We start from the raw sequence: 22,835 nt of genomic DNA, 5'->3' as shown, positions 1-22,835 counted from the left end.
TGATTTATACCGTCTTAACGCAGTTTCTACCTGCTGACTTTGCTTGGTAAAGTGCATTATCAACTCGCAATAATAATGCTTCCAATTTGTTCTCATTGTTAAACTGGCTGACACCAGCACTGATTGTTTGGTTAAGCTCTGGCGATATAGCATGCCAATCGGCATCAGCAATTTTATTGACTAATCTCTCGGCTATTTCTTTAGCCTGTTGCTCATTAGCACCAGGTAATAGAACCAAAAATTCTTCACCACCCACGCGGCCGACCGTATCAGATTTACGCATTAATTTTCTTGATACTTCTGCCATTAATACCAATACTTTATCACCAATATCATGACCTAAGCTATCGTTTACTTTCTTGAAATGATCAGCGTCAAATGAGATTAACGAAAAGTGAGTATTATCTTTACGTGCTTGTTCAATATAGTCTTTTGCTAAGTTATATGTTTGACGACGATTAGCTAATTGTGTGAGCTCGTCAGTTAAAGCGAGACTTTTAAATAATTGTTTTCTTTTAACTTGCTTAGCGGCATAAAAAGTCATAATGATTAAAATTATTGCTACAAGAAAAATAATCACTTGCTGTAATTCTTTATTTTTTTCCAATACTTTTAATTCTTGTTCTTTAACTCGCTGCAATGCTTGTAAAGTTTGATTCTCTGATTCTATTTTACCGGTGTTAAAGCGTGCTCGCATTTCGCTATTGCGATTACTTAAGCTTTTCTGATCAAGTTTAAGATGCAGTTGCAAATAATCTGACAAGGCTTCATGGGCTGACTGATAGTCTTCTAAAACCAGGTAGATTTTATTTCGTAGAGTATAAACTTGGCTTAAGCCACGTTCATTATTACTGACATCAAATGCGGTTTCAGCCTCTTGTGCAAAACTCAATGCTTGCTCGGGTTGATGTTTGAGTAATGCAGCTTGTGCTCTAAAGAGTTTCATAAAACTGAATAACCCATCGATTTCTTTAGTGATGATTTTTTCGGCATTATCTAAGGTTTCAATAGCGGCATCAACTTGACCTAGTTTTAATTGAACTCCCGCAATATCAATGCCAGCACCCGCAGTGAGGATAGGTTTGTCTTGTTTATTCCAGTAATGATAACTTTTTTCAAATCGTTCTAGCGCAAGTTCGTTTTTCCCAAGTTCTTCGTAGGAATAAGCAATCTGAGTATTGATGTCGATAGCATCCATTAGCTGATTGTTATCTAAATAGGCTTTTTCAAGTTTCTCCTGATAGGAAAGTGCCATTTGTGGATCGCCAAAGCGGCGGTAACTATTGGCTATTTCACTTAAGTTTACCCTGGCCCAATAGTTTAACTTGAGTTGCTCATACATTGACTGCGCAGGGATTAAATCTTCCAAAGCCCCTGTGTAATCACCTTCATAAGACAACATAGCACCTCGTAAACTCCTACCATCGGCGATTAAGCGCAGGTTTTCAATTTGATAGGCTTCTTGTATTGCTGCGTCGTAATCAAGTTTGGCTTGTTTTGGATTGCCTGAGTATTGGTAGTAAGATGCACGGCAAAGTAATAGTTCTGTATGCAGCGTTGACGGGTAGCTTTTTTGATGACGCAGCATCAAGTCTTCTGCATGCTTTATTGCTTGTTGAAATTCTTCAGAGGTTTCTGATGGGTGGTACCAGCAATGCAATGGAATGAGCTTTTCTTGTTGCTTGAGATCTTCTTGAGGAATTAGGGTTTCAAGCTCAATTATATAACCGGCTAGTTTTTCAAGATCACCTTCTTCACCCTCATCGAATATATCAAATAAATGATCAATTCTTTGCTGATTGTTAATGTCATTGGCATTAGCTGAAACAGTGTTAATTGCAAAACACAAGGATATAGCTAATACAAAGTGGAGCAGGGTTTTAATCGAATAGTTCTCATATAGGTTTCTATGCCTAGCATTATTATGACATATAATTTGGTTTGTACAATTAAAGCCACTCAATGGGTTATTTGTATCTAAATGATCGATAAATTAAGCCAAATTAGGGTCTTAATGTTATCAAGGTAACAATGCTTATTGATGCAAAGGTTAAAATCAGCTGAATGAAATGAGAACGACTAGTCAGGTGTGTACTCACTTTGATAGTCTCTTATTTCATGTTTACTTGTTGATATGTCATTTAGCAATGAAAGACATTTAATCCAACCTTTCTGAGAACACGTTCGTAAGAATGTAGTCTATGCACAATGGACTTAGATAAAGGTTAATCAAATCGTTATAAAGTCAATTTAACAGCCAATTCCGTATATTACTTAATTGTACTTCTTTGGATATATAATGGCGCTTTACTGAATGAGTTGAAGCCATTAAGGTATGCCGCCTTTGCAGGATATACATTTATAGCAAACATCTCAGTAGCATTTGAATTTCAGCGGCACTATTAATTAAGAGAGAAATATACAATGAGTCATGTGACAGAAGAATATAAAGCAACAGCAAAGCAGGTGTCTTTTAATGTAGCCAATAAAGTACTGCCAATGGATAAATTACCAGAGACATTACTTGAAGCTTACGAAGGCTTGTTTAAAGAGTTAATTGAAGATAATGCTGGCTTGTTTAATAAAAGTTGGCAAGCCATGCCGGCAAGTGCGCAAAAATTGATGCCACAAGCTGAGTTCCATGGTTTTTATATTGCTAATGCGTGGATGCAGTTAAGCCGCGTAGCTCAAGAGATTGCTGACGATGCAGATTCTGACGAAGCGATTGATGAAAAAGAATATGACGGTGTATTTGGTCGTTTAGCTGAGCAATCACTGAAAGAAAGTATTAGAAAGTTAAAAAAAGCCCGAACGGATCGTTCGATGTTGAATAGTTTTAAACAAGTTATGTCGGCATAACTTGTTATAGCAAATGTTTGGAAACCCAATGACATCAATATTAGCCCACCAAATCAGTTGGCCTTGTGAACTAAGCGAGCAAACCAAAGCTGAGATTTTAGATCTTGCCATTGAGCTTGAGGGCATTGAAAAATACGCCACTCTTTTAGACGGTGATCATCAGCGTGGACTATTTTATTGTGCACAGGGGCTGGGAACATTTGCGACCACAAGTTTAGATAATCGCCCATTGGCCAGTTTCATATTTGGCAAACAAATGTGGGTTGGCGCTGTGGCGATTGAGATTTTCCCTAAAATCAATTTATACACTTGCGAGCTTGAACCTATTAGAAGTTTATTTTTCCCTAAAAAGGATTTAAATGAACTAGCAAAAACTAACAGTGAAATTTATAAACTGTTATATAGCATCATGCGCACGAATACCCCTAAGCTTGTTCAAGGCATGCATTTATCTTTTTATGGCATAGAAGAGCGCATAGCATTTTTCTTACTTGAACTCGCTCGCAGTAAAAAGAATACGGATTTACCTAGAATTGAAATTAAAATTACTCAGCAGCAATTAAGTGAAATTGCTAATGTCAGCCGGCCTAGAGTCAATGAAGTGTTGAATAAGTTTTCTCAGCGAGAGCTTATTGAATTAGTCCGTGGCAAGATGATTATCAGTAACTACGCTGGTTTAAATAAAGCATTAGAAGATAAAGTCGTCATGTAATCGATGGTTTTACCTAAAAGAAAAGCCTAGCATTTGCTAGGCTTTTTCGTTTCGTAAGGTGCTGGTGTTAAGTAAAACCCAAACCTTAAACTTAAGTCATTTAGAAAGAGGTACGTCTATAGCGACGGTACTCAGGCTCCCAAAAGTTACTATCAATTTTTTGTGTTAATAGTTCATCTGGACAAGGTAGAGCAAGCTCTTGTTCAATGGCTTTTTTCGCTACCGCAAAGGCAATGTATTTACTGACTTCTTGAATATCTTCAAGTGCCGGCAATAATGAACCTGTACCATTTTTACCAAGTGGTGAGCACTCTGATAATGCAAGGCTTGATGCCATTAACATTTCGTCAGATACACGGGTTGCGCCACTCGCTAATACACCTAACCCAATACCTGGGAAGATAAAGCTATTGTTGCACTGGGCAATTTCGAAGGTCTCACCGTCAATAACTACGGGTTCAAATGGACTGCCAGTAGCAACCAATGCTTGGCCAGATGTCCAGTGCAGCACATCTTTCGGTGTTGCTTCAACGCGGCTAGTAGGATTCGACAATGGGAATACTATTGGACGCTCACAATGGCTGTGCATGGCGCGAATAATTTCTTCAGTGAATAATCCTGGAGCACCAGAAACACCGATCAATACCGTTGGTTTAGCGTTGTTGACTACATCAAGTAATGAAATATGATCGCTAAAGCCATCCCATTGCTCAACGTTGATCGTCTTTTGCGCTAGTTTTTTCTGGAAATCCAGTAAGGTCGGCATGTTATCAAGCAATAAGCCCCAACGATCGACCATGAATACTTGTGAGCGAGCTTGCTCATCTGAAATGCCTTCTGCCACCATTTGCGCCACAATGGCTTCTGCAATTCCGCAACCTGCGCTCCCCGCGCCTAAGAAAGCAACACGTTGCTTACATAACTGCGTATCAGCTGCCTTACATGCCGCCAATAACGAACCAACAGTTACCGCTGCAGTGCCTTGAATATCATCATTAAAAGTACAGAATCTGTCCTTATAACGTTCAAGCAATGGCATGGCATTTTTCTGAGCGAAATCTTCAAATTGAATAAGTGCTTCAGGCCAGCGGCGATTGACTGCTTGCATGAATTCTTCGATAAAGTCAGCGTACTCTTCGCCGCCAATACGTGGATGACGAGAGCCCATATACATAGGGTCATCTAACAGGTTAGGGTTATCAGTCCCCACATCTAACGTAATTGCGAGGCAATATGCAGGGCTGATCCCGCCACAGCTGGTGTATAAGGATAATTTCCCAATTGGGATCCCCATACCGCCAATTCCTTGGTCGCCTAAACCTAAGATACGTTCACCATCGGTGACCACAATCACTTTCACTTTGTGGCGTGTCGAGTTATTTAGAATATCGTCAATACGATCTTTGTTATCGTATGAGATAAACAAACCGCGGTTACGGCGATAATTCTTCGAGAAACGCTCACAGGCTAACCCCACGGTAGGGGTATAGATGATAGGCATCATCTCACTGATATGGTTTCGCACTAATCGATAAAATAGGGTTTCGTTAGTATCTTGGATATTACGCAGATAAATATGCTTATCGAGGTCATTACTGAAACTTTTATACTGTTCATAAGCACGTGATGCTTGTTCTTCAATTGTTTCAATAACCCAAGGAATAAGCCCTTCAAGGTTAAAGTAAATGCGCTCTTCTTCGCTAAAGGCGGTACCTTTGTTTAGCAGAGGAGACTCAAGAATGGCTGGACCTGCGAAAGGAAGATAGAGAGGGCGTTTATTATCGTCCATTGGAAACCTTATTATCAGTGTCGAATTACTGTTATTTATAGCTAGGATTAGACGGCGATGACTGTCTAATAGTAGACGTTTTTTGTTATCGGAGAAGGTTAACACAAGTTATATTTTTTGTGGTCTGTTAAGTGAGCTATTTCACACTTTTTTTCTATTTGAATGTGAGCAGTGAATATTGAAAACGTTTGCTGTGATTTGTTTGCGACTCAATGCTAATACCGATATTAACTGGATTGTAATAGGGATTGTGGCAGACAAGACTAGAGTGAGGGCAAATATGTCAATGAGTCATGACTCGTAACACTTTAGCTGCTGACTAAAACTAGAAAGGGACTCGATATTGATTAAATTAGATGCCATGCTGATTATGTACACAATTTCTACACTGTGAGGTACAAATGGCTCTTCCTTTAATTTGGCTTGGTACAGCGGCGGTAGGTGCAATTTTACTTGCTGATGATCGTAAACAGCGCAAGTCACTACAACATGAACGCCGCATGGGGCGCTCCCCAAAAGTGCCTAATGAAAAGTCTACAAGTCCGTTAACCCCAAGTATTTGGCATACCAGTGATGTACGTGTCGAAGCGGCACCTGGAGGCATTGTTTGTTGCTTTGTTTTTGGTGTGGTTGAGCATAGTGGTATTTGGGTGGGCGATAATCACTTGGTTGAACTTCATGGCAGCGGGTTAATAAGGCCCGTATCAGCGCAGCGTTTTTTACAAGACCGGACAGGTAGACGCATATTTCAAGCATGTAATCACTTACATCAGCCTTTAATATCACCACAAGCACAGCAAAGAGCAGAGCAGGCAATATATCAATATCGCGAATATGATTTATTTAACAATAACTGTCATCGATTTGTATGGTCGTGTGTAAACGGAGAGGAAGTCGCAGTAAAGAGTTTCGAAAAACTGAATGCTTTATTAGCCGAAGAGTTTAAACAGGCCATTTATTGGGATGAAGTGACACTGAGCGAGCGATAAAATGACATAAAAAAGCACAGCCATTGCTGTGCATTTCAATGTTACATCAAACAGGGGAGTTACAGTTCAACACCACGGTGTTTGATTGATAGTCCATGTAAGAAGTTACGTAAAATCTGATCGCCACAAGTTTTGTAGTTCTTATGATCTGGATTACGGAACAAGGCTCCTAACTCTGACTTACCGATAACGAAATCAGCTAAACCACAAGTTTCAATAATGTCATCTTCGCGAAGCTCTAAAGCAATACGTAATTTTTTGAAGATTAAGTTATTTGTTAGGTTTTTAACAGGCGCTGGAACTTCACTGCCTTCACGTAAACCACGTTTTTCGATAATTAGTCCGTCTAAGAACTGACACATGACTTTGTCATTACAGGCTTTATAACCTTCTTCAGCTTCTTTCTTCAGTAAGCTAATGATTTCATCTGTGCTGACTTCAACATTGGCTTGAGCAAAAACTTTAATCATCTTTGCGTTTGAATAATCGAATACAAAACGTAGACGGCGAATAATATCGTTGTTAATCATATAAGTCTCTGGGCGCGGCTGCGCAGTTTTTTAAGCTGAGGATTATTGAGCCTAAGCTTAAATAAAAATTGGACGCGGATTATACCCATGATACTTCAAGATGCAAAGTCAGCAAGGCAAATAGTGCCAAGATGTTAGGCATAAAATTGAAGTATAGTTATTCTACATAGATATTTTATAACAACGCAGATTGGTGCTATTTGCCTTGCCCTATGGGGCGCAAGCTCGAAAACCATTGCTTCGAAAACCATTGCTACGTTGTAAGCTTTGAAAAGTGAACAACAATTACCTCAGCTTACGCCTTGCATTGTTATCCGAGATTGCGCCTGACAAAGCATCTTGAGGTAACATGGGTATATACCTGAAAATGGAGTAATAGTTCAGATTATCTGCAATTCATCGTCATTAAGAGAAGCTATTTATTGTATCGCAAGCTTCCAGTAAATGAATACCGCCGAAAACCCAACCAGATACACCAAGCCAAACCATGCCAGTAGTTTCATTTTGATACCGTAACGGTGTTTTTCAGGTAAGGCTTCACTGGTCATTAAGCGTAGATTAAGCCACGCAAAAATCACTGTGGTTAGAAATGCCAATGTCATCACAAACTCAAGTAAAGGCAGCAGCGCTCCTTTAAAAAACAGAATAAGCCCCAGTCCTAATGCAGAAACAAGCAACATCACTCTCGTTAATCGCTTAGCGCAATCCTGTTGATTGTTGAGTAACTGCCAACCAATATCTAACGTTCGGCTATAACCGTCAATGACGGTCACCGTGGTACTAAAAATACATAAAAATGCGACAGCAGCGATTAAAAAGCGGCTTTGTTCACCCATGACATCGCTATACAAATCAATAAGCTGGCTTGCGAATTTAGCACCAGAATTAGAAAATACTTCGCCACTGCCATGCATCACTAATGCACCAAGGGCTAAAAAAACTACCGCTAAAATAGCGGTGACAATAAAGCCCAAATTGAAGTCGAAAATGGCTTGCTTACTGGTCACCGTTTGGGTCTTTTTCTTTTCAATTAACCACAAAGAGTTCCAAGCACTGACTTCAATTGGCGCTGGCATCCAGCCCATCATAGCCACTAAAAAACCAACATAAGCCCATTGCCAAGGGCTCTCGGCCACCTCCGTTATAGCCGGTGCTTGGTAATGTTGCCAAGCAAGTGCGACTGCAATCAAGGTAGTTAAGGTTAAGGCCAGCATGATGACTTTGGTCATTTTATCCAGTAATTGGTAATGACCCAATATGAGAATTGCCAGTGAGCTCACTAGTACTAGGAATGCGAGTACATCAATCGGCAGAGGCACAAATTGGGTTAGCATAGCAGCAGTTAACATGCACACCCCCGCTGTACTGGCAATCGCTGCGATAGTGTTTAAGCAAGTAAACATCAGTAAATAGCCGCGTCCTTGCTTTAAATATCCATGGAGTAAACTTTCATCTGTGGCTGCGGTGTACCGAGCGCCAGCAGCAAAGAATGGGTATTTGAGTAAATTAACGAGTAATACCACCCACACCAATTGCCAGCCAAACTCAGCTCCAGCTCGGGTAGAGGAAACTAAATGTGATGCGCCAATGGCGGCGGCGGCCATCAAAATTCCTGGGCCAAGGCTGGCAAAAAATGTGGCGGCTGAGTAATTACTGCTGGTGGCTTTTTGAGTCGTCGGCATCATATTCTTATTGTTTGAGGTGAGATTACTATTCAGTTTCAAGATGATGTATGACTATGTCATATTTTGCTGAATGCGCAAAATAACAAATTGTTTACAAGATGTAAGTGATAAAGCGTTCTGTTACAACTGTTTAAAAACCAACCATTGACTTCTGATGTGGATTACTTATGTTAGAAAAATATGATGCGCTAATATAAGCGCGCATGAGATGAACCTAAATAGGATGATTTGTAAGTCATTCTTATTAGGAACATAAAGGCTTAAAAATGATGTTGAGCCTATTTAAAATAATAATTCATATTAGGGACAATTATGAAAAGACCTCAATTCTGGCAGAGCGCCTGCGCTGCTGCTGTATCACTCATCCTCACACCTACCGCTTTTGCTGCCGAGCCCGAAGTCGAACGCATTGAAGTAACAGGAACCCACATTAAACGCACGGATTTAGAAGGCGCTTCACCGATGACGGTGTTAAGTGCTGAAGATATTGCCCGCTCTGGCGCACAGGATATTTCGCAGTTACTGAGTAAGTTACCTGTTTCAGGGAGTGGCACTTTCTCAACCCAAGGTAATAACTCTGATGATACCGCTAATGGTGGCGCTGCAGTGTCATTACGTGGCTTAGGCGCAGATGCCACTTTAGTATTATTGAACGGCCGCCGAATTGCGGTGTCATCTTTTGCTAAATCCATTGATACCGCGTTTGTGGATATTAACTCAATTCCTATTTCTGCAGTGAAACGTATCGATATCGTTAAAGATGGCGCCTCAGCAACCTACGGTTCTGATGCTATCGCGGGTGTGATAAACATCATCATGAAAAAGGATTTCGAAGGATTCGAAGTCAACGGTAAACTTGCTGAAACTGTCGAAGATGGCGGTGGTCAGCAAGCGGGTTCAATTTTGTGGGGTACAGAAGCCGCTGACGGTAAGTCGCATACCACCGTAATATTTGATTACTTTAAAGAACGTGAAACTCTCTTTGCCGACCGAGACTATTCAAGCTCTGCCGATCAAACACCAAATGGCGGTGATGATTTTCGTTCATCTGCAGGTAACCCAGGTTCATACATTCCTGCGACAATTGGCGCTGATGGCTCAATAACGCCAAAGTCTGATTTATTCAGCTGGACGCCTGATGTCAATTGCCCTGCGGACAGTGTAAAAGGAAATTATTGCCGCTATGACTACGCACCACTGATGACATCAGTGCCAGAATCGACTCGCATGGGGTTATCGGTATTTCAAGATTACGAGTTTAACGATGAGTTGAGTTTATTCGCTGAAATGATGTATCAGCATAATGAAAGTGTGGTGAAAGGGGCGGCAAGTCCATCATTCGGTGAGTTTTATATGCTAAATGATAATCCACTGTTTACTAGCGGCGCTGCGACTAATCCTTTTCCTGGTGAAGACTTAACCATGCGCCGAAGACTCACTGAAACGGGACCTCGCCAAAAATCATCTGAATCAGATAGCGCTAGAATTGTATTAGGGTTAAATGGCATGTTATCGGATTGGGAGTGGGAACTGGCTTATACCTATTCTTATAATCGTAATCATGAATATGGTGAACAAGGTTTTGTGTGGACACCACGTTTACAAGAAGCCATTAACTCAGGCGCGTTTAATCCATTAGCAACAAGCCAGCAAGGCGATGTGATTGATGATATTAGCGTCAGTACCACCCGTAATGGTAAATCTACCACTAATGCGTTTGACGGAAAGATTGCTGGTGACTTGTTTGATATGCCAGCGGGCAGTGTCGCGATGGCGGTTGGGTTTGAATATCGTGAAGAAAAATTATCAGATAATCCTGATGAGCTGTTTAAGCGCGGCGAAATATTTGGTACCGAAGCGACTGAAGCCTATGGCGAGCGCGATCAAACCTCATTATTTATTGAGCTTGCTGTACCAGTATTTGAAAAACTCGAAGCACAATTAGCATTGCGATACGAAGACTATAGTGACTTTGGCGATACGACTAACCCTAAAATTGCTCTGCGTTATACTCCATTAGATAATTTGACCTTCCGTGCAAGTTGGGGCGAAGCATTTAGAGCACCATCATTAGTGCAATTAGGCTTAGGTCCATCACAGGAATCTCCGGGATTAGTGGATGCGGTACGTTGTCCATTAACAGGGCTTGAAGAAGACTGTACCGCGCAAGAGCGTACGGTTATTTTTTCGGGTAATCCTGATTTACAACCTGAAGAGTCAACTTCTTATAACTTTGGCGGGATCTGGGAAATTACCGATGGCTTAAGTGTCGGGGTGGATTACTGGAATTATGATCAAGAAGGTTTGATTACCTCTGATACTCAATATTTGGTTAATACTCAAGGTGATGATCCAAGCGTTGTAAAACGTGAGCCTACCGATGCTAATGGCGTACCTGGACGTATTATCGAAATCTATGACCAGTTTGCTAACTTAGGTAGCCAGACGACTGATGGTGTTGACCTTGATGTGCAATACACTATGAATACGCAAAGTGCGGGTGAGTTTGGTTTTAATTATAACCTCACTTGGGTCAATAGTTTTGATCAAGTACGTGAAGACGGTTCGACCCGTGAACTTGCAGGTGAATACCAACACCCTGAATATCGTTGGACGGGTGGCATGGATTGGGGCTACACCAACTGGCAAACCAGTGCGCGCTTAAACTATATTGGTGAATATCAAGATAATATCGATGCGGGAGCTACAGGAACCATAGATTCAATGATGACTTTAGATTTAAATGTCACCTATGTTGGTTTTGATCATTGGTCACTGACGTTAGGTGCTAATAATGTATTGAATGAAGAGCCTTCATTCAGCGCCGCTGATTTCATGGGTTACGATCAGGCAACCCATTCTGCCATCGGTGCATTATGGTACGGTAAAGTCAGTTATCAGTTTTAAATAACTGAACATATGTTAGGTTAACTCCTAGCTCAAGACAGAAGGCGAGCTTTAGGCTCGCCTTTTTATTGGTATCATTTTCGATGACACTCATTTTAAATCTGTTTGATTTTACGAAGTCTGGTTCAGTAGGTAATTAATCAAAGGAAAATAGAACATGAAAATAGAAGCAAGCACAGGTATTACCTTATATGGCACTCCGCGCAGCAGAGCGCTGCGGGTTTCATGGTTATTGGAAGAGCTCGGAGTTGATTGGCAGTTTTGCTTTCTTAACTTTGCCAAAGGCGATAACCGTTCTGAAGAATATTTAGCGCTGAACCCAAGCGGTAAAATGCCTGTAATTACTGATGGTGATTTTGTGCTAACTGAGTCAGCGGCTATTTTGCAGTACCTAGCCGAAAAGTATGGCAATGGTGCTTTTTTACCAGAACCTGGCACTGAACAAGCGGGCTTGCATCACCAATGGGTTAGCTTTGTTATATGCGAATTAGAGCAACCTTTATGGAGCATGGGTAAACATCGTTTTGCGCTGCCAGAAGAGCAGCGTGTAGATGCCATGCTACCAGTAGCAAAATTTGAATTTGACAAAGCCGCGGCGATTGCTGAAAAGTGGGTGCCAGAGTCAGGTTATGTTTGTGGTGATGAACTCACCATAGCTGATATCTTACTGACTCAAACACTTTTGTGGGCGACAGTGTTTGAACAAACTATTCCACCAAAGCTGACGGCATATCGAGATAGAGTGAAACAACGACCTGCAATGACTAAGGCGTTAGAAAAGTCAGAAGCGATTGCGAAGGCTGCTCAAGAAGAGTAACGATTAAATCGTGAATTTTTGACATGAAAAAAGGAAGCTAATGCTTCCTTTTTTATTTATCTACTCAACTTATTAAAGCTGAGTCGCAGCCCATTTAGCGCGGCTTTCGCGAGACTCACTCATGCCATTATCAGCGCGGAAGCTTTTATAAGCTTCAATTTCAAGTGGAATAAGGCTGACTTCTACTTCTAATACAATTTGGCATTCTTTTTTGATACGCCATGCTGCAGTATTGTATAGCTCAGTAAAAGGCAGTGAGCTTAAAAACTCAGGATTGTACTGAGTATAAATAGCCTGAGTTGGGTAGACCACAAAGGCTAAACGTCGCTTTGGTTCGGTTTTGAATAGCGCTTCAATACCGTCAGTGGTATTGAGTACTTGCATCTCAATGGTATCTTCAATTTCAAGTAACTTCTTTTGTGCAACTTCTGACGCATCAGTTTCGCCAGCTTCCCAAGCAGTAACTGCTTCAGCAGTTGTTTTAGTTAGCTCGGCAATTTGCTCGACACTTAACCCTAATGATAAGCGTAAACACTGCATTTCGATTGCGTTCAAGTTATTTGATTTAGCCATGGTTTTTCCTATTTAATCTTGTCGTGTTGTGGTGCAAACATACGTGAATCAAATTAATTACTTACGTTTTAACCAAATATCTTGAATCCAATCCCAGAGAGATTCCCACATGATGTCTGCCATGCGACCATTCTTGAAAAAGCGCACATTGGCTTCTTGGTCGATACAGTAAAAGTTATCCCCTTGCTGACAAATCGCAATGTACTCTCTTGGCATACCCACAGACCAAGCGTAGCTGGTCACTTCAGGTAAATAGGTATGAGAATATGGGTCAGATGCCGTAACCATTTCAATAGCACCGTAAATAACATCACTACCAAATAGCAGGTATTCTTTTAGGTCGTTGGGCAGTGAAATTAAAATTTGCTCTTCAACTTCTACCAGTTGCTCGAATGTCGGTAATTCAAGTGGTACAGGGACCGTTTCGCTTAAGTCTTGAAGCATTTCAATGATGTCATTCATCAGTGTTTCCAGTTATCGGCAATAATGGCGGGAGTATAGCTTGTATGGCGCTCTTAACCAATTTGAATTAATCGAAAAACCAACAAAACAGCAAAAAATAATAAAAAAAAAGCACCTTAAATTAAGGTGCCAAAATGGAAGGGGGTTGAACGGAAATAGGCAAAGCTTAATGGGGTTAAGCTGCTTGGGTTTGGTCTCCTATGTGTGTGTTGTCAAATTGGGCAAGGCTTTGGCGTTTATAGCTAAGCCAAGCTTTGTGATAAAGCTTATGTGATGACTGACGCAGCTTAACAATTTGCATTAACTCTAAATCAGTTAGGGCGCGGTGTTGGGTTTGTGCGACAGCTTCAATATGCTGTATTTGTTCATAGACTTGATGTTCTGGGCCGCTTTTAATCTCAGCGATTTTGCTCAGATGTAATTGCACTTCTACAATCATTTTTGTTTGCGGTAATTTCACTAATAAATTTAAGTCGCGATAGCCTGATGCTTTGGGGTCTGCAAAGCGGTTTTTAACTTGCACAACCTCTGTGGTCTCAGCCAAGGCATCATAACTGCGCATTAATGTTTCAACGTCATCGGCAACCAACGTTGCTCTGGCAATATCGGTAATGAAACTGGCATCGCCATTGAATTTTCGTTCAATTTTTTGTTGCGCCCTTTGGTAACTTTTAATCTCAGGCATCAGTATATGAGTATGGCTTTCTTGACTGATGTTGTTGAGTAAATTACTCAGTTCTGTTTGCGCTAAAGGTGCGCGTTCAAATAACTGTTGTAAGCTATCAGTTTCTTGTTGCGGCGCAGTACCTGAAGTACTTGCTAGGTTTAATAGACTGTCTAAATCATCAACAAGGGTCTGGTTAACATAGTAAACGGGTTTAACAGGGCTAGTATCAACAGTAACAGCTACGGCATTTCGCGTAGTGAGTAATAATAAAAATATAAAAAAGGTACGAAAAATTCTGTTCATTTGCGTTACCACTGACTCTAAAGTTATGAAGGCATGAGTAATAAAGTATTCGTTATAACCCTTTTGGGATATGTGATTACTTTAGCTGATGGAAGCTGAATCAAAGCTGAATATTTTTTCGACTATGGACAGGTTTACCAATCTTTACAAAGTGATTATTAAGACTGTGATATTGAATATTGAGCAGGCTTTGATTTGCTAAATCTAGAATGTTAAATCGCAATAAAAAAGGACATCGAAATGATGTCCTTTTTAGTCGTTCTACCCTTTAAGAAATAAAGGGTAGTTCAAGTGAGTGACTACCAAATCTTTACGCGTTTAGCTGGTTCGATATACATTTTATCGCCTTCTTTCACGTCATAAGTTGTGTAGAACTCAGGCATGTTAGATAGGGCACCTAAAGCACGGAAATGGCCTGGTGAATGTGGATCAGTTGCAACACGGTTACGCAAAGCTTCTTCTTTCATTTTCACTCGCCAGATTTGAGTGAAGCCCATAAAGAAACGTTGATCGCCCGTTAAGCCGTCAATCACAGGTGCTTCTTTACCGTCTAATGACATTTTGTAAGCTTTATACGCAATAGTCACACCCGATAAATCACCGATGTTTTCGCCTAGTGTCAGTTCACCATTAACATGTAAGTCATCAAATACTTGGTAACCATCATATTGGGCAATTAACGCATTCCCTTTTTTGGTAAAGGCGGCTAAATCAGCTTCAGTCCACCAATCACGCATATTTCCTTCGCCATCGAATTTAGCGCCTTGGTCATCAAAACCATGACCCATTTCGTGGCCGATTACTGCGCCGATGCCACCGTAGTTAACCGCATCATCTGCTTGCATGTTGAAAAACGGAGGTTGCAAAATTGCTGCAGGGAACACAATCTCGTTCATCGTTGGATTGTAGTAAGCGTTGACGGTTTGCGGCGTCATGTGCCACTCGCCTTTATCAATTGGGCCGCCAAGTTTAGCAATATCTTTATTGTGGCTTTCAACGCTTGCACGCTGCGCATTACCGACTAAGTCATCGCCTTTAATGGTTAGCTTGCTGTAATCTTTCCATTTATCAGGGTAACCAATCTTTGGATTAAATTTGGCTAATTTATCTTTAGCGGCCACTTTAGTGTCTGCACTCATCCAATCTAGTGAGTCGATGCTAGTGCCGTATGCGCCACGTAAGTTTTCAACTAATACACTCATGCGATCTTTGGCTGCAGAAGTGAAATGACGCTTAACGTACACCTTACCTACTACTTCACCTAAAGTGCCACTGACTGTGTTTACACCACGTTTCCAGCGAGACTCTTGCTCTTCTTGACCGTTTAAGGTTTTAGAGAAGAAAGCAAAGTTTTCTGCATCAATGGCTTCAGACAAGTTACTTGCTGCGTGGGTTAATACGCTCCACGTCATGTAAGTTTTAAGGGTGTCTAAATCTGTTGCACCAATCACTTCACTCAAGCCGCTCACATAACTAGGTTGGTTGATGATGATATCTTTTTGCTCTGCAACACCCATAGTTGTCAGGTATTGGTTCCAATCAATGTTCGGAGCAAGCTCTGCAAGCTCAGCTATTGTCATTTTATTGTAAGTTTTAGTGCTATCGCGGCTTTCAACCACATCCCAATGCTTTTCAGCAATGGCAGTTTCAAGGGCTAAAATAGACTCAGCTGCCGCCTTACCATTAGCAAGACCGGCTAAGTCATACATTTTTTCAATGTGCTCAACGAAAGCTTTACGAATATTAACGAAACGTTCTTCTTCGTTAAAGTAATAGTCTTTTTCTGGCAGGCTTAGGCCATATTGCCAGATATGAGTGGCGTAGCGGGTTGAGTCTTTAGCATCAACATTAACGTAAAAAGCCAGTGGGGTGCCGTAACCGTTAACTTGGCTATAGGCAAAAAAGTTAGTGAGGTCAGCTTTTGACGAAATAGCAGTGATTTTATCAAATTCAGCTTGGATAGGTGTGACACCTAATTTATTTAACGTTTCAACATCCATGAACGCGCGATAAAGATCAGCTACTTTTTGCTCGTCTGTACCTTCTGTCAGAGTCGGCATTGCTGCCACTTCTTCAATGATTGCTTTCACGTCTTCACGAGCATTTTCACGTAGGTCGTAAAAGGCGCCAATATTAGTACGATCGCCTGGGATTTCAGCTGTTTTTAGCCAAGTGCCGTTTACATATTCATAAAAATCATCTTGTGGACGTACTGATTTATCGATGTTTTGAAAATCGATACCTGATGTTAGTGCCGTTTGCACCGCTTCAGCCGTTGCCGTTTTGGTGGTGTTTTGCACTTCATTATTACTACAAGCACTGAGACCTGCGATCAATGAGGCACAAAGTCCCCCAATAACAAACTTATTCATGTTGTTTCCTTTGCATTCTTGAAATCAAGTATTAATAAGCTCTTCAATGAGCTTTAGATGCTGATTTTTCATTTATTCTTTTAAACAGCAAAAGTGTAAATAGAAAATCAGTCTTTATTGTTGTGAACCCCATGTTAAGTGTTGAAAAGGGCATTTAACAAGGGGATAGGGCATTTTTGTTGATAAAATGTGAGCTTTTCAGGAACTGATATGTAACTAAAAATTACCGTTTTACTGCAGAAGCGGAATATTTGTTTTTCATTTGATGGTTCACGGCTCATAATAGCGGCTAATTAGACACTCAATTGGTTGTAGTAATGCGTTTAGATAAGTTTATCTGTGAAAGTACTGAGCTCACTCGTTCATTGGCAAAAAGAGTATTAAAGTCAGGTGAAGTTACCTGTGATGGCGTGGTGGTAAAAGATGCCAGTTATAAAGTCGCTGAAGATACTGAAGTGTGCATCGAGGGACGTCAGATAACCATTATCGGTGAACGTTACATCATGATGAATAAGCCGGTCGATACGATTTGCTCAACCATTGATGAAGAATATCAGTCGGTACTGAGTTTGATGGATATTGAAAAGGTCGATACGTTACATATTGCAGGCCGACTTGATGTGGATACCACCGGGTTAGTGCTCATTACCAGTGACGGTTTGTGGTCGCACAAAATCACTTCACCTAAGAAAGACTGCGGTAAACGGTATTGGGTTGAGGTGGCTGAGCCACTTGATGAAGCTTTGATTGAGACCTTTAAAGAAGGGGTTCAGTTACGTAGCGAAGATGGGTTAACCAAACCCGCTCAGCTTGAAATTCTAGATGACACCCATGCTCGTTTAACCATCAGTGAAGGCAAATACCATCAAGTAAAACGTATGTTTGCCGCTGTGGGCAATAAAGTGGTCAATCTTCATCGTGAAGCGGTCGGCAGTATTGAAATGGAAGATGAATTGCTTGAAGGTGAATGGCGATTTTTAACTGATGAAGAAGTAAAGTCAGTTAAATAGTTTACGACCCCCACGATAGATAATCTGCCATAAAAAAGGGCCTTCTTTACAGAAAGCCCAAACACTAGTTTTGGAACGCTATATTAGTGTAGTTTACGACGACGTGCTGCGCCTAATAAACCGACTAAAATAAGACTTAAGATCCCCATGCTACCACCTGAATCAGATTTAGCAGGTGTTTCTTCAGGCGCTTCTGCTGCTGGTGGTGTTGCTTCGATACCATCAGAATTAACCGTCAGCATAAAGCTTATGCTGGCAGCATCAGAAGGGTAAGCCATATCATGTACTGTGACGGTGACTTCTGTCATACCGTGCCAATCTGCATCAGGGGTCATAGAGAAGGTATCACCAATGACTTCTGCAGTAATATTCTCACCTGAAACCATCATGCCGTTAGCTGTGCCTTTTACGTCGTTGTACATCACAGTCAAACCTTCAATAGTGGTGTTCTCTTCAATAGAGATATCAGCCATTGGTGCCACAGAAATGTTACTTGGAGTGGATACTCCATGGTTGACTGTGACTAGCTCAGAGTCTGCATATTGTGTTTCTACAGATAATAAACTGTCAGAACCAATAGCTAAAGCAGCAACGCGAGCTGAGAACTTCAAGGTTACGGTTGATTGCTCTGGTCCGCGATAATCGGCACAAATAACCATACCTTCACTGACTTTATCATCAACATCGTTATAGGCGAAGCCATCATTTAAGTAGCCAAGTGAAGGACCAAATGACGTTCGATTACCCCAATAACCATGCAGACCAATAGAGCCAATATTATCGTTTGCTGACTTTAATGTGTGATATGCAAAAATTATTTCAGGGCTTTCATCTTCAAAACTGATATCTGTAGAAATGATAGTTTGAATATTAAACTTGGCATCAGGATCTGGGTTTGTATTACCCGTTAAGAAACTATTCCATTCTTGACCGCCATCCCACTGGAAGATGTAATGATCATTAGTCGTGATACCATATACCGCGTTGTTATAACGGAAAGTAGCCCAGTCAATCATTGCTTGAGGCATTTCTACATCACCACGCCACAGTGGAGCAATAATTGTGTCTGGGAACGTTTGGAAGCCTTCATCAAATGGAAGATGAGCATTCCAAAATTCTGGATTGCTATCTAATTGAATATATCCAAATGGTGAAATCCCTAAAACATTTTGACTAAACTCATCAGGGTTAGCATATAAAGGAATAGTCGGCAGGCCGCTTTCTTCCATTGGAATATATAGGACTTGGTTCGAAGTACCTGAAATATTCATATGCTGATGACCTTGAGAAGGTAAATCAAAGAATGTTGAATCGTCTCCATAAGGAACTTTACAGGTTGCGTCTTCAAGGTTCGTGGTGAACACATAATGACGAGGCATATCACTTGAAGAAGGCTGCGCTGCGGTTATAGATACAGAGTTACTTTCAATCATCATACCATCTGCAAAGTTACCTACGCCGCCAACGCTGACAGAGTCTTCAATGATTTGCATACCTTCAGACAGGTTAGCATTCAGAGTAAACTCTCGTTCTCCACCTAATAGGTTTGGAGCAAGCTCGACAACAAAATCGATGGTATCACCAACTTTTGCAGCAGTTTGAGAAGCTTCGATTGTTGTGTCTGTCCCCATATGAGTAAGCTTAACGGGGAAACTACCTAAGTTTGAATCGTTATAATCATCGCTACCTAAGTTGACGACACCATAGTATGTGTCACCTTCAACAGCATCTGGCAGGTCATAATTTATAGCTAACTGATAAGGGGTTATTCCATCAGTAGAAGCTTCACCTTCAACAGTCATATTGGCTTCATCCGCTGAGCTAACGATACCAAGACTTAAAACAAACTCATCTGATGTTCCATTTGGATCTTCATATTCAAACTTCCAGTTAGCGGCAATTGCCCAGTAACGTCCAGGTGCAGGATTATTAACTGCACAATAGTCACCGTTATCTGTGTATGAATAACAAAGGGCTTCATCTAACCACTGAATTTCACCATCATCATTAATATCCATGCCTAAATCAATTGAAGAATATGCGTGTTTTTCAGCAGACAAAACTTCCCAAACGATCCTTTGCGTGCCTTCTGGAACATCAAAGAAGATGACCCTAGCACCACCTGCTTCAATTTCTGAAACTGTCAGGCCGTTTTCATATTGTCTTTCTAGGGCAATAGGTAATTGATAAGTGAATTTCTCACCTTTAGTTAACCCAGTTATTTTGGTATTTAACGATTGAACTTCATCAGTTGTTATCATCGGAGTCAGAGTATGGCCCTGAGCACGATGAATGATGCCCGAAACTTCTTGAGGTAAGTTATCTTCTTTAAAACGAACACCGACAGGTAATTTCTGTATAGGCTTACTGGCATCAGCATTGGTAAGCTTTACTTCACCTGTTAACTGTAGTGAAGAAGAATCCGCGCCAATAGCTTCAATTTCAAGCACTTTAGCTTTCAGACTAATTGCCTGTGATTCGCCTGCTTTTAAGGTAAAGTTTTTTGGAGACACTTCTAACTCAAGCATAGGAGCGCCATCTATCGTTTCAGGTTGTGCCTCAACAGTCCAAGTACCATCTTCAATGGCTGTAACAATTCGCATCCAACTACACGTACCTGCACAACTATCATTATAGAAATAAGGTAAATTTAATGTATGAATGTTACCGCCATTACGAGGATTTGCTGCACGATAGTTTTCGGCTGTTTCATCGAGTAGCAAGGTTGCATTGTTAGCGCGAGATACATTTATTACACCACTACCTGCGTCACTATAACCTGCAGGAACAGGATCATAAGGATATGCATCACGTGCACGAGTTGCATCATCAATTGAAGCTGTGGTCATTAATGACGATTGAATTTGTGCAGCTGTCCACTCTGGGTGAGCTTGTGTAAGCAGTGCCATAGCACCGGCTACATGTGGAGCTGCCATTGAAGTACCACTAATTTGTGCCCAATCAGCTGGCATTCCTTGGAGGCTAAATGGCATCTCATCAGCATAGGCCGCATAAACATCTACCCCTGGTGCTGCAAGATTTGGTGACATAACATCTGGAGCCTCAAAATTTGGCCCACGAGATGAGAAGTCAGCAACATAATCAGGCGTGCGTTCACTAGATAATACTTCAGAGGCGGTAATGGTAAGTATGTGATCGCTGCCTGAAGATAACCACTTTTCTAAACCATAGTAGTTGTTTAGGTAATTACCGTAATAGCTACCGTAATCAATGTTAATACCTGGGATTGAGTAAGAATCGTTGTTGGTTGTTTCAGAATAGCCTGCATTCCACAAAATTAACCCACCAGCGCCACCAGCTTCAATATTAGTTGCTTTGGTTACACGCGGTATATCACCACGCTTACAAACAACAATTGGGGCTGTGGCAAACGGATTACCATCGGGGTCGACATCAAAAAAGCCTTCAGGGAAAGCTTCGTTACATTTTTCGAATTCATACCCATAATCTTTGGCGAGTACAACAGGGCCGGTATAGGCTTCTGTGATACCACCACCATTAATATCACCTAAAGACTGATCGCCACCAGAAGAGTTGGTTAACATTTTGCCTTCAACAGTCACTTCACGGCTATGTGTTGTAGCGGCTACTGAGGTTAACCAAGGAGATAAATGATCGATAGCCCCTCGAGCTTGACTAGCATACTGAGGATCGTAAGAGTTACCTGCTGATGCAGAAACAGAAATACCAGCTTCGCGAGCAGCTAAAAAACCAAGCTCCATTGGATCATCCCAAGGGAATGTACCGTAAGTAGTACCGATTGAATAATTAATAACATCAACTCCATCGGCAACTGCATCCTCAATAGCCGAAAGAAGTGCAGAACCTGGACAGCCGCCATACGTATCGCCATAGCTGCCATCACCCGGAAAACAGACTTGATACATAATGATGTTTGCGCGCGGTGCAACTCCAGATACTTTATCAAATGTGAGTTCAGTCGCTTTGCCATCGCCTATTTCACCAAATTCTGGAATGACATAGGCAACATTGAATAGTTCATTACCTGCTGAAGTCGACGCTGTATGTGACCCATGGCCATTGTAATCTTCACCATTTTGAGGTCGTTTAGGATCTACTTCACCCCAACTTGGCATGTCCGGTTGGAATATTGGGTCTTTATAGCTGCTGGTAATACTCTCATAAGAGCGAACGCCAATAAGCTTATCGTTACACATGCTGGCAAATTCAGCTTTTTCACAATCGCCTAAGTAGCCATCATAACGAGCAGGCATTTGATGCACATATCCATCACCTGCTGTAGCAGCAAAGGATGGGTGATCAGAGTTGATACCTGTATCAAGTACACCAATAACGATGCCTTCACCTTTGTATTTATCATCTGCAGCGCTGCCCGTCCACAAGCCGTCGGCGCCAATATGTTGCGGACCGTTATCGGTATGGAGTTCATAAATCTTTTCTATACTGACGTTGCGAACCCCTGGTAATTCGGCGACTTTTACTGCTTGTTCTTGAGTCATCTTAAGAGACATACCGTTAAAGGCTAGGGTATAACGGCTTTTTACATCTAATTGACCACCGACATTAGCCGAAATCTGAGACAGTACTTGATCTTGCTTGCTTGACAGGTATTGACTGTAACTTTGAACTGCACTGCTGTTGATATCCAGTTTGTTATATCCGCGAGGATTAAGCATGGCAGGAACAGTACTCATCTTTGGAGATGTCGCTTGAAATTGCGAATTATCACCACGGTATAGAGACACGGGTTTATCAATCAATTCAATAATATAAGTTTGCTCACCTTGAAGGTTTGCTTGATATTGAAAAGGGACTTTACTGTTTTGTGTGGTAGCAATAGCTCGGTGAACATTTTGCCCATTGCTGGTTGGGCGTGAAAGACTATTTCCAGCTCTATTTTTGCCACTTCTTAGATCTTCATTATATTTTATGATGGCATCGGTTATTTCTATATTGCGAAATTGATTGTCTGCTGAACTTGAAGCTGCAGCGGAGCCAGCCCCCGCTGCATATATTGCAGCAATCGTCATAAGACTTATTTTTTTTAGTTGCATTGAAATCTTCCCTATTATTGTTGTTTGAACAGGTCAAGCACAATCCTGTCTTCACCTTTTTATCTTTCAGAACAATTCGCATCCAATATCTTTTAGCTATGGA

The 22,835-nt window shown here is 41.2% G+C and carries 15 protein-coding genes; 6 read left to right on the top strand and 9 right to left on the bottom strand.

From position 1 onward, the window contains the following. Positions 1-4: 4 nt before the first annotated feature. Positions 5-1,849 carry a GGDEF domain-containing protein gene (locus tag LMH66_RS09085; protein WP_229369452.1) on the bottom strand — a complete coding sequence of 615 codons (1,845 nt, stop codon included), beginning with the start codon at positions 1,847-1,849 and terminating at the stop codon, positions 5-7. 575 nt (positions 1,850-2,424) lie between these two features. Between LMH66_RS09085 and LMH66_RS09080 the strand changes: the two genes are divergently transcribed. Together LMH66_RS09080 and LMH66_RS09075 are read left to right on the top strand one after the other, a co-directional pair. Next, positions 2,425-2,859: a DUF3069 domain-containing protein gene (locus LMH66_RS09080; protein WP_102528928.1), complete on the top strand. Its 435-nt coding sequence runs from the start codon at positions 2,425-2,427 to the stop codon at positions 2,857-2,859. A gap of 28 nt (positions 2,860-2,887) precedes the next feature. Next, on the top strand, positions 2,888-3,571 hold the full coding sequence (locus LMH66_RS09075) for a Crp/Fnr family transcriptional regulator (RefSeq protein WP_229369450.1): 684 nt from the start codon (positions 2,888-2,890) through the stop codon (positions 3,569-3,571). Positions 3,572-3,671: 100 nt separating this feature from the next. On the opposite strand, the gene LMH66_RS09070 is transcribed toward LMH66_RS09075, so the two are convergent. Then, entirely contained in the window at positions 3,672-5,360 is a 1,689-nt protein-coding gene (locus tag LMH66_RS09070; RefSeq protein WP_229369449.1) for an NAD-dependent malic enzyme, read from the bottom strand. 401 nt (positions 5,361-5,761) lie between these two features. Between LMH66_RS09070 and LMH66_RS09065 the strand changes: the two genes are divergently transcribed. Then, positions 5,762-6,349: a hypothetical protein gene (locus LMH66_RS09065; RefSeq protein ID WP_229369439.1), complete on the top strand. Its 588-nt coding sequence runs from the start codon at positions 5,762-5,764 to the stop codon at positions 6,347-6,349. 59 nt (positions 6,350-6,408) lie between these two features. Here the strand turns inward: LMH66_RS09065 and LMH66_RS09060 are convergent, their stop codons facing one another. Continuing rightward, positions 6,409-6,879: a DUF1456 family protein gene (locus LMH66_RS09060; protein WP_229369437.1), complete on the bottom strand. Its 471-nt coding sequence runs from the start codon at positions 6,877-6,879 to the stop codon at positions 6,409-6,411. 419 nt (positions 6,880-7,298) lie between these two features. Next, on the bottom strand, positions 7,299-8,561 hold the full coding sequence (locus LMH66_RS09055) for an Nramp family divalent metal transporter (protein WP_229369435.1): 1,263 nt from the start codon (positions 8,559-8,561) through the stop codon (positions 7,299-7,301). A 315-nt stretch (positions 8,562-8,876) separates the two neighbouring features. On the opposite strand from LMH66_RS09055, the gene LMH66_RS09050 reads away from it, so the two are divergent. Next, positions 8,877-11,471 (top strand): TonB-dependent receptor plug domain-containing protein, encoded by a 2,595-nt coding sequence (locus LMH66_RS09050; RefSeq protein ID WP_229369432.1) that lies wholly within the window; start codon positions 8,877-8,879, stop codon positions 11,469-11,471. A 157-nt stretch (positions 11,472-11,628) separates the two neighbouring features. Then, positions 11,629-12,288 carry a glutathione S-transferase family protein gene (locus tag LMH66_RS09045; protein ID WP_229369430.1) on the top strand — a complete coding sequence of 220 codons (660 nt, stop codon included), beginning with the start codon at positions 11,629-11,631 and terminating at the stop codon, positions 12,286-12,288. Positions 12,289-12,360: 72 nt separating this feature from the next. Here LMH66_RS09045 and LMH66_RS09040 read toward each other — a convergent pair whose 3' ends face one another. From LMH66_RS09040 to LMH66_RS09025, 4 genes are all read right to left on the bottom strand, one after another. After that, entirely contained in the window at positions 12,361-12,861 is a 501-nt protein-coding gene (locus LMH66_RS09040; protein ID WP_229369428.1) for a DUF4447 family protein, read from the bottom strand. Between the two features lie 57 nt (positions 12,862-12,918). Beyond that, the gene (locus LMH66_RS09035; RefSeq protein ID WP_102528919.1) at positions 12,919-13,323 is read right to left on the bottom strand and encodes an SMI1/KNR4 family protein; all 405 of its coding nucleotides are present in this window, start codon (positions 13,321-13,323) and stop codon (positions 12,919-12,921) included. A gap of 175 nt (positions 13,324-13,498) precedes the next feature. Then, positions 13,499-14,293 (bottom strand): RelA/SpoT domain-containing protein, encoded by a 795-nt coding sequence (locus LMH66_RS09030; protein WP_229369426.1) that lies wholly within the window; start codon positions 14,291-14,293, stop codon positions 13,499-13,501. A gap of 299 nt (positions 14,294-14,592) precedes the next feature. After that, positions 14,593-16,665 carry a M13 family metallopeptidase gene (locus LMH66_RS09025; RefSeq protein WP_229369424.1) on the bottom strand — a complete coding sequence of 691 codons (2,073 nt, stop codon included), beginning with the start codon at positions 16,663-16,665 and terminating at the stop codon, positions 14,593-14,595. Between the two features lie 317 nt (positions 16,666-16,982). On the opposite strand from LMH66_RS09025, the gene rsuA reads away from it, so the two are divergent. After that, positions 16,983-17,675, top strand: a complete 693-nt coding sequence (rsuA, locus tag LMH66_RS09020) for a 16S rRNA pseudouridine(516) synthase RsuA (RefSeq protein ID WP_229369423.1) — start codon at positions 16,983-16,985, stop codon at positions 17,673-17,675. A gap of 83 nt (positions 17,676-17,758) precedes the next feature. Here the strand turns inward: rsuA and LMH66_RS20480 are convergent, their stop codons facing one another. Further along, positions 17,759-22,732 (bottom strand): S8 family serine peptidase, encoded by a 4,974-nt coding sequence (locus LMH66_RS20480; protein ID WP_324295169.1) that lies wholly within the window; start codon positions 22,730-22,732, stop codon positions 17,759-17,761. Between the last annotated feature and the right edge of the window lie 103 nt (positions 22,733-22,835).

It is taken from the genome of Shewanella sp. 10N.7 (assembly GCF_020806285.1).
GTDB classification, from domain to species: domain Bacteria; phylum Pseudomonadota; class Gammaproteobacteria; order Enterobacterales; family Shewanellaceae; genus Shewanella; species Shewanella electrodiphila.
This window is presented reverse-complemented; position numbering and strand designations above follow the sequence as displayed.